At 59.7% G+C, this 13,759-nt stretch carries 16 protein-coding genes and 1 tRNA gene; 15 read left to right on the top strand and 2 right to left on the bottom strand.

Going from position 1 to position 13,759, the window contains the following annotated elements; all coding sequences use genetic code 11:
• Positions 1-61: 61 nt before the first annotated feature.
• The 7 genes from A7K61_RS08870 to A7K61_RS08840 all read left to right on the top strand — a co-directional run bounded on the left by A7K61_RS08870 (position 62) and on the right by A7K61_RS08840 (position 6,023).
• Positions 62-754 (top strand): hypothetical protein, encoded by a 693-nt coding sequence (locus A7K61_RS08870; RefSeq protein WP_069557432.1) that lies wholly within the window; start codon positions 62-64, stop codon positions 752-754.
• 374 nt (positions 755-1,128) lie between these two features.
• Positions 1,129-1,809, top strand: a complete 681-nt coding sequence (locus tag A7K61_RS08865) for a CsgG/HfaB family protein (RefSeq protein ID WP_005783620.1) — start codon at positions 1,129-1,131, stop codon at positions 1,807-1,809.
• A gap of 29 nt (positions 1,810-1,838) precedes the next feature.
• Positions 1,839-2,201 (top strand): DUF4810 domain-containing protein, encoded by a 363-nt coding sequence (locus tag A7K61_RS08860; RefSeq protein WP_003187504.1) that lies wholly within the window; start codon positions 1,839-1,841, stop codon positions 2,199-2,201.
• On the top strand, positions 2,198-2,848 hold the full coding sequence (locus A7K61_RS08855) for a DUF799 domain-containing protein (RefSeq protein WP_003187506.1): 651 nt from the start codon (positions 2,198-2,200) through the stop codon (positions 2,846-2,848). Before A7K61_RS08860 ends, A7K61_RS08855 begins: the two co-directional genes overlap by 4 nt.
• A gap of 201 nt (positions 2,849-3,049) precedes the next feature.
• A complete protein-coding gene (locus A7K61_RS08850; protein ID WP_069557431.1) occupies positions 3,050-4,672 on the top strand; it encodes a VWA domain-containing protein in 1,623 nt (540 codons plus the stop codon).
• A gap of 194 nt (positions 4,673-4,866) precedes the next feature.
• Complete coding sequence (locus A7K61_RS08845) at positions 4,867-5,439, top strand: RNA polymerase sigma factor (protein WP_069557430.1); 573 nt, start codon at positions 4,867-4,869, stop codon at positions 5,437-5,439.
• On the top strand, positions 5,436-6,023 hold the full coding sequence (locus A7K61_RS08840) for a hypothetical protein (RefSeq protein WP_069557429.1): 588 nt from the start codon (positions 5,436-5,438) through the stop codon (positions 6,021-6,023). Before A7K61_RS08845 ends, A7K61_RS08840 begins: the two co-directional genes overlap by 4 nt.
• Before the next feature lie 48 nt (positions 6,024-6,071).
• Here the strand turns inward: A7K61_RS08840 and A7K61_RS08835 are convergent, their stop codons facing one another.
• Positions 6,072-7,103, bottom strand: a complete 1,032-nt coding sequence (locus tag A7K61_RS08835; RefSeq protein ID WP_069557428.1) for an SDR family oxidoreductase — start codon at positions 7,101-7,103, stop codon at positions 6,072-6,074.
• A gap of 116 nt (positions 7,104-7,219) precedes the next feature.
• Here A7K61_RS08835 and A7K61_RS08830 point away from each other — a divergent pair, with 116 nt between their 5' ends.
• The 3 genes from A7K61_RS08830 (at position 7,220) to A7K61_RS33610 (ending at position 10,341) form a co-directional block, all read left to right on the top strand.
• The gene (locus A7K61_RS08830) at positions 7,220-8,107 is read left to right on the top strand and encodes a LysR family transcriptional regulator (RefSeq protein WP_069557427.1); all 888 of its coding nucleotides are present in this window, start codon (positions 7,220-7,222) and stop codon (positions 8,105-8,107) included.
• A gap of 210 nt (positions 8,108-8,317) precedes the next feature.
• The gene (locus tag A7K61_RS08825; protein WP_069557426.1) at positions 8,318-9,451 is read left to right on the top strand and encodes a type IV toxin-antitoxin system AbiEi family antitoxin; all 1,134 of its coding nucleotides are present in this window, start codon (positions 8,318-8,320) and stop codon (positions 9,449-9,451) included.
• On the top strand, positions 9,436-10,341 hold the full coding sequence (locus tag A7K61_RS33610) for a hypothetical protein (RefSeq protein ID WP_069557425.1): 906 nt from the start codon (positions 9,436-9,438) through the stop codon (positions 10,339-10,341). The genes A7K61_RS08825 and A7K61_RS33610 overlap by 16 nt, the downstream gene beginning before the upstream one ends.
• 150 nt (positions 10,342-10,491) lie before the next feature.
• Here A7K61_RS33610 and A7K61_RS08815 read toward each other — a convergent pair.
• Positions 10,492-10,568, bottom strand: a tRNA-Arg gene (locus tag A7K61_RS08815).
• A 195-nt stretch (positions 10,569-10,763) separates the two neighbouring features.
• Here A7K61_RS08815 and A7K61_RS08810 point away from each other — a divergent pair.
• From A7K61_RS08810 to A7K61_RS08790, 5 genes are all read left to right on the top strand, one after another.
• Positions 10,764-11,480, top strand: coding sequence for a Crp/Fnr family transcriptional regulator (locus A7K61_RS08810; RefSeq protein ID WP_047712299.1), 717 nt, complete (start codon positions 10,764-10,766; stop codon positions 11,478-11,480).
• An 87-nt stretch (positions 11,481-11,567) separates the two neighbouring features.
• Complete coding sequence (locus A7K61_RS08805) at positions 11,568-12,110, top strand: RNA polymerase sigma factor (protein WP_171905464.1); 543 nt, start codon at positions 11,568-11,570, stop codon at positions 12,108-12,110.
• Positions 12,111-12,213: 103 nt separating this feature from the next.
• Positions 12,214-12,441, top strand: coding sequence for a RebB family R body protein (locus A7K61_RS08800; protein WP_003187543.1), 228 nt, complete (start codon positions 12,214-12,216; stop codon positions 12,439-12,441).
• Between the two features lie 18 nt (positions 12,442-12,459).
• Positions 12,460-13,032, top strand: a complete 573-nt coding sequence (locus A7K61_RS08795) for a hypothetical protein (protein WP_069557423.1) — start codon at positions 12,460-12,462, stop codon at positions 13,030-13,032.
• A gap of 82 nt (positions 13,033-13,114) precedes the next feature.
• On the top strand, positions 13,115-13,741 hold the full coding sequence (locus tag A7K61_RS08790) for a hypothetical protein (protein WP_003187547.1): 627 nt from the start codon (positions 13,115-13,117) through the stop codon (positions 13,739-13,741).
• Positions 13,742-13,759 lie beyond the last annotated feature (18 nt).

Raw genomic sequence — 13,759 nt, 5'->3', positions numbered from 1 at the left:
TGTCGGCAGGGTCCAGGCTCTGCCGACTTCTCGTATTCACTGCAAACATTAAAGGACTGATGTGAAAAACCTCCTTTTCATTCTCCTCACCACCCTCATCCTCGGCGGCTGCGTCAGCCACCCCCTCACTCCCGAAAACCGCGCGCAGATCAAGACCGTCAAAGTCCTGCCCGTGAAGTGGGAAAAGAACATGGTGTACTTCGGCCGCGAACAGGCCTGGGGCGCGGCCCTGGGTGCCGGGGTTGGCGCGGGTGTTGGCATGGCCAGCGGGGCGTCCAAGGTGGGTACTGCGGCGTTGAGTGGTGCCGGGTTTGCCGGCGGCATGAAGCTTGGGCAGTTGGCCGAGATGCCGACGCCGGTGGCTATTATGACGGTGATGGAGGCGGAAAAACTCGATGTTGGCGTGTTGCTCAAGCAGGGCTTTGTCGATGAGTTGGGTAAGACTTCGACGCTCAAGGTGGTCGGCGACGATGAGCCGGCTGATGCGCAGATCCAGCTGACTGTGTCCGAGTGGGGCTTTCGCCTGACCCAGGGTTTCAGCAGTGTGATTTACCCGACCCTTAACGTGTTAGCGCAGATGGATCGCGGCGATGAGATGGTCTGGCGCACCTTTGAAGCGGTCACGCCGTTTAATGGTCAGAACGTTTATGGCTATACGCCGTTAACCTACCGCACGGACCCTGAAGCTTTGCGCCGGGCGTTGACCGGGATTACGCAGATTTCTGCGCAGTACCTGGTGAAGGAGCTCAAGTAGGGCTGTGCGAAGGCTGGCTGCTGTTGGTGGGCGGGCTTGGACTAATACCAGCCAGGGTTAAACGCAGTTCCCCTGTGGGAGCGGGCTTGCCCGCGAAGGCGGTGTGTCAGTCGCTGCATCTGTTGCTGCACTATCGCTTTCGCAGGCAAGCCAGCTCCCACATTGGATCTTCGTTGCTTTGAGTATTGCGGTCGGCAGTAGGGTAAGCCCCCCACCTATGGCCGAAACAACTTGAGAACCGCTCTCAACCCCGTAAAATGCCGCAGCCGTTGTATCACCGTCTTTCAGGGAAGAATTCAGGCCAGTGCGTTTTCAGGCTGCCTTTCTCCTTGGAAAACCCGGCAACGCTGATTTCCTCACCCAAGGAGCACCCTGTGAAGACACTGTCCAAAATCCTGCTGTCGGGCCTCACCGCCGCGGCGCTGTTGACCGTGGCCGGTTGCGCCACCGAGAGCAACCGCGCGATGCCGGTGGAGCAAGTCGCCAGCGCCCACGTGGCCTATTCCGGCGTGCGTGTGCCGATTGCCGTGGGCAAGTTCGATAACCGCTCCAGCTACATGCGCGGCATCTTCTCCGATGGCGTTGACCGTCTCGGTGGCCAGGCCAAGACCATCCTCATCACCCACTTGCAGCAGACCAACCGCTTCAGCGTGCTGGACCGCGACAACATGGGCGAAATCTCCCAGGAAGCCAAGATCAAAGGCACCGTGCAGAAGCTCAAGGGCGCTGACTATGTGGTGACCGGCGATGTAACCGAGTTCGGCCGTAAAGAAACCGGCGACCGCCAGCTATTCGGCATTCTCGGCCGTGGCAAGACCCAAGTGGCCTACGCCAAAGTCGCGTTGAATATCGTCAACATCAACACCTCCGAAGTGGTGTATTCCACCCAGGGTGCCGGTGAGTACGCGCTGTCCAACCGTGAAGTGATCGGCTTCGGCGGCACCGCCAGCTATGACTCCACCCTCAACGGCAAGGTGCTGGACCTGGCCATGCGCGAAGCGATCAACCGCCTGGTCGACGGCATCAACGCCGGCGCCTGGAACCCGCGTAACTGATCAGCCACACCACAAGGAGCAGTACACGGATGAGCAAGGCAGTGAAATTGGCGCTGACGTTGGCAGCAGTCGCGACGGTAGCCGGGTGCCAGACGGCGCCCCAGCCCCTGTATCAATGGGAGAGCTACCAGCCGCAGGTTTACGAGTACTTCAAGGGCGAGCCCAAGGAAGCGCAGGTGGAAGCACTGGAGCGCGACCTGCAGAAGATCAACGCCAGTGGCCGCAAGGCGCCGCCGGGTTACCACGCGCACCTGGGCATGCTGTACATGAACATGGGTAAGGACGACCAGATGGTGCAGGAGTTTCGCACCGAGAAGGCGCTGTTCCCCGAGTCTGCTGCGTACATGGACTTTCTGTTGAAAAACGCCAAAGCCGGAGTCGCCACTAAATGAGCCTGTTAAAACTCACCGGCGCCTTGCTGGCCCTGGCGTTGCTCGGCGGTTGCGCCGCACCCAAGACGGTTGATTATTCGGCGTACAAACAGGCGCGGCCCAAGTCGATCCTGGTACTGCCGCCGATCAATGAATCGCCGGAAGTGCAGGCGTCTTACAGCCTGGTGTCGCAAGTCACCTACCCGCTGGCCGAAGCCGGCTACTACGTGTTGCCGATTGCCCTGGTGGACGAAACTTTCCGCCAGAACGGCCTCACCACCGCCAACGATGTCCAGGCCGTACAACCGGCCAAGCTGCATGACATCTTTGGTGCGGACGCGGCGCTGTACATCACCATCAGCGAGTACGGCACCCAGTACATGCTGATCTCCAGCGACACCTCGGTGACGGCCTCGGCCAAACTGGTGGACCTGCGCACCGGCACCACCCTGTGGACCGGTTCTGCGCGGGCGTCGAGCGAGGAGGGCAACAACAACGGTGGCGGCCTGGTGGGCATGTTGATCACGGCGGCGGTCAAGCAGGTGATCAACAGCTCCACCGATGCGGCACACCCGATTGCCGGTATCACCAGTGCGCGGTTGCTGTCGGCAGGGCAACGCACCGGCATCTTGTACGGCCCGCGTAACCCCAAATACGGCACAGACTAAGAGAACACCGCCATTCAAATGTGGGAGCTGGCTTGCCTGCGAAAGCGGTGGGCCAGTGCTGGAAAGGCTGGCTGACACACCGCTATCGCAGGCAAGCCAGCTCCCACATTGATCGGGGTGAATTTCGAGGGTTTAACCCGAACCCAACCTATGTCGCGTCTGACCTTGTGAACGGCTCATTCATTCACGAGGTTCAGCCCCATGTCCCGCCCTCTGCTTTACCTGCGTCCCGCTGCCCAAGGCTTCACCGTTACCCTGCTGGTAGCGCTGGCCGGGTGTGGGCTGTCTTCCTCTCCCGAGGTGGCCAAACCGGCACAACCCACCGCCGAGTTGCACAGCGCGCCAGTTGAGGGCGCGATGGCCAAACGCATGGCCATGCCGGCACCGATGGCGGTGCGTGAAATGGCGATGATGAATGACCGCAGCGAACCCCGCGAGCAATACGCCAACCTGCCCGATAACCCCGTGCACCGCGTCGCCGAAACTCCGGTCTCCACCTTCAGCGTGGATGTCGACACGGGCAGCTACGCCAACGTACGGCGCTTCCTCAACCAAGGCCGTCTACCGCCCGAAGGCGCGGTGCGATTGGAGGAAATGGTCAACTACTTTCCCTACAATTACGCGCTGCCCACCGATGGTTCGCCCTTTGGCGTCACCACCGAAGTGGCCACCACGCCATGGAACCCGCGCACAAAACTGCTGCGCATTGGCATCAAGGCCTCCGATAAAACCGTGGCCGAACTGGCGCCCGCCAACCTGGTGTTCCTGGTGGACGTGTCCGGCTCCATGGACCGCCGCGAAGGTTTGCCTATGGTCAAAAGCACGCTGAAATTACTGGTCGATCAACTGCGTGATCAGGACCGCGTGTCACTGGTGGTCTACGCCGGTGAATCCCGCGTGGTGCTCAAGCCCACCTCGGGCAGTGAAAAAGCCAGGATCCGCAACGCCATCGACCAACTCACCGCCGGCGGCTCCACCGCAGGCGCGTCCGGCATCGAGCTGGCCTATCAGATGGCCCGCGAAGGCTTTATCGATCAAGGTATCAACCGCATCCTGCTGGCCACCGACGGCGACTTCAACGTGGGCATCAGCGATTTTGACAGTCTCAAGCAAATGGCCATGGCCCAGCGCAAAAGCGGCGTATCGCTGACCACCCTCGGTTTTGGCGTGGATAACTACAACGAACACTTGATGGAGCAGCTCGCCGACGCGGGCGACGGTAACTACGCCTACATCGACAACCTGCGCGAAGCGCGCAAAGTGCTGGTGGAGCAACTCAGTTCGACCCTGGCGGTGGTGGCCAGGGATGTAAAACTGCAGGTTGAATTCAACCCGGCCCAGGTCAGCGAGTACCGCCTGCTGGGCTATGAAAACCGCGCCCTGAAGCGTGAAGATTTCAACAACGACAAAGTCGATGCCGGCGAGATTGGCGCAGGGCACACAGTGACGGCGCTGTATGAAATCGTGCCCAAGGGCGAGAAGGGCTGGTTGGAACCTCTGCGTTACGCCGCCGCGCCTGCGACCGAAGGCCAATCCGATGAGCTGGCGATGCTACGGGTGCGCTACAAGCCCGCTGCGGGCGGTAACAGCCAGTTAATCGAACGCCCCATCGCCAACCAGGCTACCCCGGCCAGCGACGACCTGCGTTTCGCCGCTGCCGTAGCCGCCTTCGCCCAACAGCTCAAAGGCGATGGCCGCTACACTGGCAGCATGAGTTTGCAGGACACCGCCAAGCTTGCCCGCTCGGCCCGCGGCGATGACCCCTTCGGACTGCGCAACGAATTCGTGCAACTGGTGGAGTTGGCCCAAAGCCTCAAACCCTGATCTCGCTCACAACCAAAATCAAATGTGGGAGGGGGCTTGCTGCTAAAGCTTTTTGTAGGAGCGAGCTTGCTCGCGAAAAACTCACAGGCACCGCGTTTATCCAGCAAGCACGCGTTATCGTTGACGTTCTTTGCGAGCAAGCTCGCTCCTACAGTAATCCTGTTTCGGCTGACCAAAAGGAGTTCGCCCACTATATGGCCGTTCCAGATGACTCACCCAGCGACGAATCGCTGCTGGCCCGCTACCGAACCGGTGACGCAGCCGCCTTCGAAGCCTTGTACACGCGCCACCGCCAGGGCCTGTACCGCTTCCTCGTGTCCCTGTGCAACAAAGCCGAACTGGCCGAAGAAATCTACCAGGACACCTGGCTCAGCCTGATCCGCAGCACCACCCAGCCACAAGGCCGGGCGAGTTTTCGCACGTGGTTGTTCCAGATCGCCCGCAACCGCCTGATCGACCACTGGCGCAAGCACGGCATCCACAACCCCTTGCACGACAGCTACGATGAACAGCTGCACGCACAGCCCGACCAGAGCGCCGGCCCCGAGCAGCAACTGACCCTCAGCCGCGACCAGGCCCGCCTCGACGCCGCCCTGCAAGACCTGCCCGAAGACCAGCGCGAAGTCTTCCTGCTACGCCTGCACGGCGAACTCGAAGTACCGCAAATCGCCACCCTCACCGGCGCCCCGCTGGAAACCGTAAAAAGCCGCCTGCGCTACGCCCTGCAAAAATTGCGGCGCCTGCTGGCCGAGGAGGTACCTGTATGACTGACCCCCGACACACCCCAGACGACGCGCTGCTCCAGCACTTTCGTCAACACAGCACGGGCGAACCGCCCGCGTCCCTCGACGCCTTCATCCTCAACGCCGCCCGCCGCGAAGCCCCGCAGCCGCAACCCAGCCTGTGGCAACGCTGGCTGCAAGCCTGCCAACGCCCGCGCTGGCAAATGGCATTCGCCACCGTCGCCGGGTTGGCACTGATGATCGGCGTGGTCATGCGCTCCCCCGTGCCGCAACCTGAAATCTCCACCGCGACATTCTCCGCGCTGCACCACGAAGAAGCTGCTCACCCGGCGCCGCAAGCGTTTTCCGCACCCGCGCCAATGGCCCGCATGGCCGCAGCGCCCAGGGTTGAAAGCGCGCCGGTTCAAGCCGAAAGCGCAGTGGCAGATCAGCCAACGGCAAAACTCAGCGAACGGGCGCTGCCTACGTTGGAAGAAGGCCTGCAGGAAATTGTGAACCTGCGTCGAGCGGGGGAAACCAAGGCGGCGGACGAGAAACTGCTGGCGCTGTACCAACGCTTCCCCCAGGAGGACTTGCCGGCGCGCTTAGAAGCACTGCAAACGCGTTAAACCTTCCGCCACAAAAAAGCCCCAGGCCTGTCGACCTGGGGCTTTTTATTACAACGCGCCGTAGGCTCGGGACCACGCCACCGTGTCCGTGAGGGTCTGCTCCAGCACGCGAAAACTCAGCCCCAGTTCCTCTTCACTTTTGCGGTGGTCAAAGCGGGTACGGTGCTCCTCGCGTATCAACAGCCGCAACGTCGCCATGCTCAGCAAAATGGGCTTTCCAGTCACGTACGCGTAGGCCTCTTGCACCGCTGCCAACAGATACAGCGCGGGCAGCGGCAGTTGGCGGGAGGGCACCTTGACCTCGGCAATACGCCCCAGCACCGGCATCAGCTGGCGCATGGTCAAGTTGCGACCGGCCGCGAGATAACGCTCGCCCCGACGCCCGCTCTGGGCGGCAGCAATGTGCGCCCAGGCCACATCGCGGGCATCGACCAGCGAAAAGGTGCCAGGAATCAGCCCCGGCAACTTGCCGTTGATCACGTCCCTCACGAACTGCCCCGAAGACGTCGGCCCACGGTCACCCGGCCCCCACATCCAACCGGGCAAGACCATGCAGGCGTGCATCTGCGGGTGGCTTTCAAGAAACCTCAACACCTCCCGCTCAGCCAGGATCTTGCTGCGGTAGTAGTCGTCCGCATCGGCTTCGGCCCGCAGGCACGTCTCGTCGATCGGCGTACCGGGGGCACCGTCGAGCACGGCAATCGACGAGGTATGCACAAACCGTCGCACACCCGCGTCATACGCCTGTTGCAGCAGAGCTCGCGTACCGACGACATTGATCTTATCCAGTTCCTCCCAATGGCTGCCGCCCTTGTAGTTATCGCGAAAAAACGCCGCGCAGTGAAACACCGTATCGCAGCCTTGCAACGCCGCCGCGAAGGCATCCACATCCGCCATGTCCCCCACCACCTGCTCCACGCCCGGCACATCGCCGAACTGCTGCGCACCCTTGACCGCCGAGCGCACCAGCGCCTTCACCGCATAACCCCGTGCGACCAGCTCCCGTACCAGGTTATTGCCCAGCAAGCCGGTGGCACCGGTCACAAAGGTGCTGCGCAAGCGATTGGGGATCGTGTTCATACAGGCCATTCCATTTGTTGAGAAGGCCAGTAGATATACCCGCGAGCCCGCGCCGTAAAAACAGCGCCTGCGGCATAATGGCTTTGCACATCTGCACACCAGGGAAGCGCGGAGATATGGCATTGCAGGCAAATTGGGACGATCTTCGACTGCTGCTGGCAGTCTCACGGCGCGGCAGCTTTTTACAGGCAGGCCAATTACTCGGTATCGCGGCCTCTACCGTCTCCCGCCGCCTCACCCAACTGGAAACCGCCCTGGGCGAGCCACTGGTGGAACGCGGCGTGGAAGGCTGCCGGCTCACCTCCCGAGGCCAAGCCCTGGTGGACGTCGCCCTGGCGGCTGAATCCGGCCTGCGACGCCAGGCCCCCGTCGACGGCACGCCAGCAACCCTCAGCGGCACCGTGCTGGTGAGCGCTGGCGAAGGCTTTTCCGCCAGCGTGCTCGAAGCCGCCAGCCGCTTCACAGCGCAGCACCCAGGCTGCTCCGTAGAACTGCAGGTCACCACCGACTTCCACAAAATCGTACGAGGTGTGGCCGACATCGCCATACGCACTGCACAACTGGGCGAACCCTCACTTATCTATCGGGGGCTCGGCAAACTCGCTTACGGCGTGTTCGCTACCGCCGAATACCTGCAACGGTTTCCTGCGCTAACGCCAGCCACTGCCGCCAGTATTGCCTTGCTGCCGCCGCTGGATCTGCTACCGCAAATGCGCGCTGCGAAAGCTGCGGGGCTGGACCATGCGCCGATTAGGGTGAGTTCGTTTGCGGTGCAGCTTGAGTCGGTGAAGCGGGGGATGGGGGTGGCGGTGTTGCCGCGTATTTTGGCGACGGGGTTGAGTGAGGTTTTTCAGGAGATAGAACTGCCGGCGATGGAGGTTTATTTGGTTACGCGGCCGCAGGCGTTGAAGCAGGGGCATATTCAGGGGTTTTTTGGGGTGTTGGAGGGGGTGTTGCGGGAGGGGTTGAAGGGGAGGTGTGGTGAATCGCGGTACAGGGCATAACGGCAAAAAGCTATAAGTCGCCGGGTAGGGGCGTTTTTTAATGAAAGTCCGGCGTCATTGGCGTGCCGCTCCGAGTTATTTTGATTAAAAAATGATCTATTTTTAGCTTTTTGGGTATATTTAGCTGTTCAGCTAAAGATGTGATTTGAGCTAACCTATTGCTCGTATCTGAAGTTTTGCTGCCCAGCTAAAGAGGACTAGAGCTAAGGTATGGAAAGACATCATGATTGGGGCTCCAAGGTTGAACGTGAAGTCTTGGATGGGTTGGTGCGTAGTCTCACTGAGGTCTTCGGGGATGAGGCGCGTCTTTATATGCACTCAGATCTCGACTTTTATCAAGGGCATGAAGGCGTGACTGCGGGGCCTGACGGTGTAATAGAACTGAGAACTTCTGCCACAGCGCTAAAGATCCTCGTCGAGGTCATTGGCAGTGCCTATCCCCGCGACATCCGAGACGCGGTCTGGCGGTTGGACAGTTTTGAACGAAGTCGCCCCCACGAGGAGGGCAGTGTTCGGATGATTGCAGCGCAATCGTTGAGCCCTGGCGCAAAGAAAGAATTGAAAGAGAGAGACATCGCCTTTTTTGAGCTAGGCGGAAGCCTTTACCTCAAACATGACTACTGGCTAATTGATATACAAAGACCATCAAAACCCCGAGCCTTGAAGCAAGCGACACAGCTTTTTACGGGTGCTCGTGAAAACGTCATTCATTCGCTGCTAATGCACTGCCATGAATGGCTGACGGGGGCTGAGTTATCGGAATTAGCAAAAACCTCTCAGTACACATGTTCACTGGTGCTTCAAGAGCTAACGCAACGCGAATGGTGCGAATCTATAGGTGGGGGCCCGACGCATCGCAGACGGTTGGTCAACCCAGGAGCTTTGCTCGACGCGTGGGCCGAGCAGTGGCAGACACGAACACGTGAGCGCTCATCCACTTGGTATACGTTTGTGGAAAACCCGAGGCACCTGCTTGCACGGATTGCCGAAACGATCGTCGAAAAGCAGGTCGATTTTCCATGGGCGTTTACAGGTGCGGCTGCAGGCAATGTATTAGCGCCATTGCTAACAAGCATAGACACGGTCGACCTGATTATCCCTAAGGGATATACAGATGATATGGCGGATATGCTCAGGCTCAAGCCCGTAAAAAAAGGCGCGAACGTAACCATCACTGAGCGTGAAGGCGCTAGCCTGCTTTTTACACAACCGTATCCTGAATATCCTGCATATTTTGCCAGCCCATACATTCAGTATCTTGATCTCCTTGATGGGCGAGGGAGAAACAAGGAGTTGGCTGAGCACATCAGAAATCTTTTGGAGGTTGAATGGGCAAGGAATTGAAACCTCGTACGGCTGCTGGGTACGACGCTGATGTGACGAGCGCATGTGAGAGGACCTTACTTACACTACTCAGTGCGTTCGGTAACTTGAAGGATACATTACGTCTAGTCGGCGGATTGGTGCCTCGATACCTGACTCCCGAGGCGCCACCAGAGGTGCCATTGCACGTGGGTACATCTGATGTAGACATTGTGCTCAACCTGGAAATTCTCGCGACCGGCGATGAATACGTCAGCCTCGCCGATCAGTTGAAGGCGCGCGGCTTTCTACGCTGGGTTGAGGATGGCAAACCCACGTCTTGGCGATGGCGCAGGCAGGTTGATGAACATATTGAGGTCGTCGTGGAGTTGTTGCGTGATGCCGGAGACGAGCAGCCTGGAAAGGCGGTAAGCGTCAGCGGTGAGCACGTTTCGGCACTGACCATTAAACACGCCAGAATCGTGCACGATTGGTATCAAGAAAGAGAGGTGGGCGCTCAATTGCTTGATGGTGGAGGAGTGTCGGTCGATACCGTACGTTTCGCAGACGTGCCTGCATTCGTAATTCTGAAGGCTATTGCTCTTGATCAGCGGCAAGAGAACAAGGATGCGGCAGATCTCATCCATGTAGTTCGGTACACAGGCTCACTTGAAAGTGTGGCTGGGCTTTTTGTGGAGCGAATTCGTACGGGGAAGCATCAAGAGGCCGTGAGAGATGGGTTGGCTGCATTATCCCGGCGCTTCGGCGATGATGAATTCAGCGATGGTTTTGAAAAGGTAGGAGCAGTCGCTTATGCAAGGTTCCATGGCGACGAGGATGAAGACGAACTGATCAGGGCGCAGCGTTATGCAGCAGGCTTGATTCAAGGTTTACTCGCTGAAATCGAAGCTCAGATGGCGAAAGCTGTTTGACTCAGGCTGTTCAATTACCTGGGTACTGCACATTACTCATAACGCCGACCTCTACAATTTCAAAGCGACTTAAAGCATCCATCCGGTAGATAAAACATCAAAAACAAAAAAGCCCCAGATCTCCCGACCTGAGGCTTTTCTTTTCATATCTGGTGCACCCGGCGGGATTCGAACCCACGACCCCTGCCTTCGGAGGGCAGTACTCTATCCAGCTGAGCTACGGATGCTTGTGCGGGCGACATCATACCCATGTCGACCTGATGCGTCCATTCCGGCATTCCCCCCGCCCCCTGTCGTCCATTTCCGACAAAAAATGGCTAATCGCCACCCTCATTCACAACTCCCCGCGCCGCACGTCCCTTTGTTTGCTTTGCTCTTGTGGCTTTAACCCGCTTCCACGCCGCAATTCCTCAGGTGAACGCATGCATTCCAAAGGAACCGTGATGCTCGATCTCCCGCTCAGACAAACCCTGCTGGCTCGCTCCGATTTGTTTCGAGGTATGCCGGAGCATCTCTTGCGCTACGTCGCCACCCATATGGTGGAGCGCACGCTGGATGATCGTGAGCTGTTGTATTTCAAGGATGACACCCTCGAATTCATTGCGTTGGTGGTGGAGGGCCGGATTTATTCGGTGGTGCATGGGCCGGATGGGCGCGAGCAGATTATCGGCAGTACCGGGGCGGGGCAGGTGGTGGGGGAGACGGCGTTGATCAAGGATCATGGGCGCGAGTCTTCCACTTTTGCCAGCGGGCCTACGCGGTTGTTGCAGTTGGGGAGCCGGCATTTTGCTGTGTTGTTTGAGGAGCCGGTGTTTCTGCGGCGTTTGTTGATGCTGATGATGCTGCGGTTGCTGCACGCCATCGAATTGCTGGAGTTGGTATGCCTGCATCGGCTGGAGTCGCGGTTGGCGCGGTTTCTGTTGGCCAACCTGGGTGAGATTGACCTGGCGTTGGCTTTGCCCAGTGTGTCGTTGCCCGCGAGCCAAGGGGTGTTGGCGTCGATGCTGAATACCAGCCGCCCCAAGCTGAATGTGCAACTGCAAGTATGGCGGCGCAGTGGGGTGATCAGCGGCGATCTGGAGCGCATGGTGATCAATGATGTTGAGCATTTGAGGCGCAAGGCTTTTGCGCTGAATTAGTTGTGGCGGTGTTCCCCAGGTAACAGCGTACCCCCGTCGAGCCCTCGCAGACTGGCCCTTCATCAAGGATGCACAGGAGTGCTGGCGATGGGGATGACTGTTCAGTTCAAGGATCAATGGGCCGCCGATGACCGTTTGTTCGAAGCGAGTTGGCGCGCTGTGCACGGCGAGCTCAGGCGCCGGGCGTTGCGGCGGGCCAAGGGCAATCTGGATCAGGGCCAGGAGTGGTTGGCGGCCACGGCGATCAAGGCCCTGTTGTTTTTTCGGCGCTCGCCGGAGCGCATTCGTGACCCCGAGGGGTTTCTGTTTCTGGTGCTCGATCATGTGTTTCTCGACAGCCTGCGGCGCAGCAAGCGCGAGGGGCGGCTGTTCGATGATTCGGTGGACCTTGAGCACGATCACCTGGCCGCGCTCGCCGCGCCCTGCGCTTCGGTGCTGGAGCGGGTGGAGTGTTATGAGCGCCTGGAGCAGCTCGAGGCGCACGTCGCACGATTACCGCTGTTGCAGCAGCGCTTGTTCGAGATGCGTTTTGTCGATGACCTGCCTTACCCGCAAATCGCCGCCGAGTTGCACGTGAAGCTGCCGCTGGTGCGCAAGCGTGTGCAACTGCTGCGCGATGCGTTGCGCTGAAGGTGATTCACACATGTTGGCGTGGGGCGTTCTAGTGGTATGAGCGCAGCACGCCGCCGCTATCCACACCCAAACCTGGGTGAATGCCATCAAGGAGAGATGTATGACAGAGGTCAACAGCCAGATCACCGACGCGGTCACTCAAACCAACGTCAAGGTGGTAGCCGAGGCGCCGGCCCAGGCCATCGCGTCGCTGTACCAGGTGGCCAGCAGCGCGGCGGGCCTGTCGTTGCAGAACGCGGTCAACAGCCAGCAGGCGATGAATCAGATTTCCAACGCGGTGATCTCCAAGGCCGTGGCGCTGATCATGCAGATTGGCGAGAAGGGCTGAGCCCTCGGGAGATCGATTATGTCGTGGTTCAGCAGAAAGAAACCCGCCGCCTCCCAAGCAACGCCCGCCGCCGATCCACCTGCGCCGGCGCCTACCGCACCGGCCTCGCGCTCAATCATGGCGCGCATGAACGAGCACCTGCTCAACCAGGTGAGCGCGCCGTCATCCGACAGCACGGCGGCGCTCAATAGCCAGATCGTGCAGGCGGTGCAGTTCACCAATTCGCAGAACTTTGCCTATGCGCCGGCGCAGATCGCGGTGCCGGCCGACATGATGATTAGCCAGGCGGCCGGGCTGGTGGCGCAGGCGGCGGCGGGGTACTTCGACGGGGTCAGCAAGATCGCGTTGGCGGCCCAGGCCGTGCTGCTCCAGCAAATGACCGAGAACATCGTCAAGGACAACCTGCCAGCCGCTGCCGAAGACGCCCTGGGCGCCTTGGTCACGGACCTGCTGGTAGGCGCCGCTGCCGCCGTGGCTGCCGCTGCCGGGGCGATGGAAGCCGAAGCCGCCAGCGTGGCCATCGACAAGATCGACCAGAGCATCGCCAAGTACGCCAGCACCCTGGCCAACCGGGCCGCGCCAGCGGCTTGAACCGAGCACAGCGCTTCAGCGTTCTGCTGGGGCGGTGCAACAGCAACTTGAAAGCAACTTTTCTTGAGTGAGGAGCGACATCATGCAGCCTGGAGATATTATTTTTTCCGTCAAACAAGATGACGACAGCGCAACGCGGGCGTTTATCAAAGCCGGTCAACTGGTCAAGGCCAAGGTGTTCTCGCAGGACACGACCTACCTGAATGTGGTTCACCCAGCGATTGCGGTGAGTGACACGATGGTGATCGAAAGTGTCGGCAGTGGCCTGGCCCTGACCGACCTGAGCCTGGAAAAACCGCCGCGCTCGGCGATGGTGTTTTCCTGTGTGGATACCGAACTGGGCGAGGCGGCGACGGTGGCTGCCAAGCAGTTCTATTTCGACAAGATCGGCGGTGATATTCGGGGCCGCTACAGCGTGTGGAACGCGATGATCTCAGCCTTTCGGCGCTGGACTTCCGATACCAGCCTGGTGACGCGGATCAACGAGTCTATCGACATTGGCAGCGGGTCCTTTTGTTCGCAATTCGCGGCCAACTGCTATGAAGTCGGCAACCTCTACAACGAGGCCAACCTGCTACCGCCTCCGCCTGCCATTTTCCCCAACCAGCCCAGCGCCATAACGCCTGCGGAGTTGGCGACCTTCTGTGATTCGTCGCCGCACTTTTACTTTGCCGGTTTCTGGCAGGACAACGTTGAGGTGCGGCTTTAGCGGGCGTGTCGCCGCCAA

The sequence above is a fragment of the Pseudomonas sp. AP42 genome, assembly GCF_001728935.1.
GTDB lineage: Bacteria > Pseudomonadota > Gammaproteobacteria > Pseudomonadales > Pseudomonadaceae > Aquipseudomonas > Aquipseudomonas lactis.
Note: the sequence above shows the minus strand (reverse complement) of the source record. Positions and strands in the feature narration are given on the sequence as shown.

Bases quoted from the DNA above. Each gene is read 5' to 3' on its own strand.
- A7K61_RS33610 (WP_069557425.1), top strand. From the start codon at position 9,436: ATGGGCAAGGAATTGAAACCTCGTACGGCTGCTGGGTACGACGCTGAT.
- A7K61_RS08830 (WP_069557427.1), top strand. From the start codon at position 7,220: ATGGCATTGCAGGCAAATTGGGACGATCTTCGACTGCTGCTGGCAGTC.
- A7K61_RS08805 (WP_171905464.1), top strand. From the start codon at position 11,568: ATGGGGATGACTGTTCAGTTCAAGGATCAATGGGCCGCCGATGACCGT.
- A7K61_RS08825 (WP_069557426.1), top strand. From the start codon at position 8,318: ATGGAAAGACATCATGATTGGGGCTCCAAGGTTGAACGTGAAGTCTTG.
- A7K61_RS08790 (WP_003187547.1), top strand. From the start codon at position 13,115: ATGCAGCCTGGAGATATTATTTTTTCCGTCAAACAAGATGACGACAGC.
- A7K61_RS08860 (WP_003187504.1), top strand. From the start codon at position 1,839: ATGAGCAAGGCAGTGAAATTGGCGCTGACGTTGGCAGCAGTCGCGACG.
- A7K61_RS08850 (WP_069557431.1), top strand. From the start codon at position 3,050: ATGTCCCGCCCTCTGCTTTACCTGCGTCCCGCTGCCCAAGGCTTCACC.
- A7K61_RS08835 (WP_069557428.1), bottom strand. From the start codon at position 7,103: ATGAACACGATCCCCAATCGCTTGCGCAGCACCTTTGTGACCGGTGCC.
- A7K61_RS08845 (WP_069557430.1), top strand. From the start codon at position 4,867: ATGGCCGTTCCAGATGACTCACCCAGCGACGAATCGCTGCTGGCCCGC.
- A7K61_RS08855 (WP_003187506.1), top strand. From the start codon at position 2,198: ATGAGCCTGTTAAAACTCACCGGCGCCTTGCTGGCCCTGGCGTTGCTC.
- A7K61_RS08840 (WP_069557429.1), top strand. From the start codon at position 5,436: ATGACTGACCCCCGACACACCCCAGACGACGCGCTGCTCCAGCACTTT.
- A7K61_RS08810 (WP_047712299.1), top strand. From the start codon at position 10,764: ATGCATTCCAAAGGAACCGTGATGCTCGATCTCCCGCTCAGACAAACC.
- A7K61_RS08800 (WP_003187543.1), top strand. From the start codon at position 12,214: ATGACAGAGGTCAACAGCCAGATCACCGACGCGGTCACTCAAACCAAC.
- A7K61_RS08795 (WP_069557423.1), top strand. From the start codon at position 12,460: ATGTCGTGGTTCAGCAGAAAGAAACCCGCCGCCTCCCAAGCAACGCCC.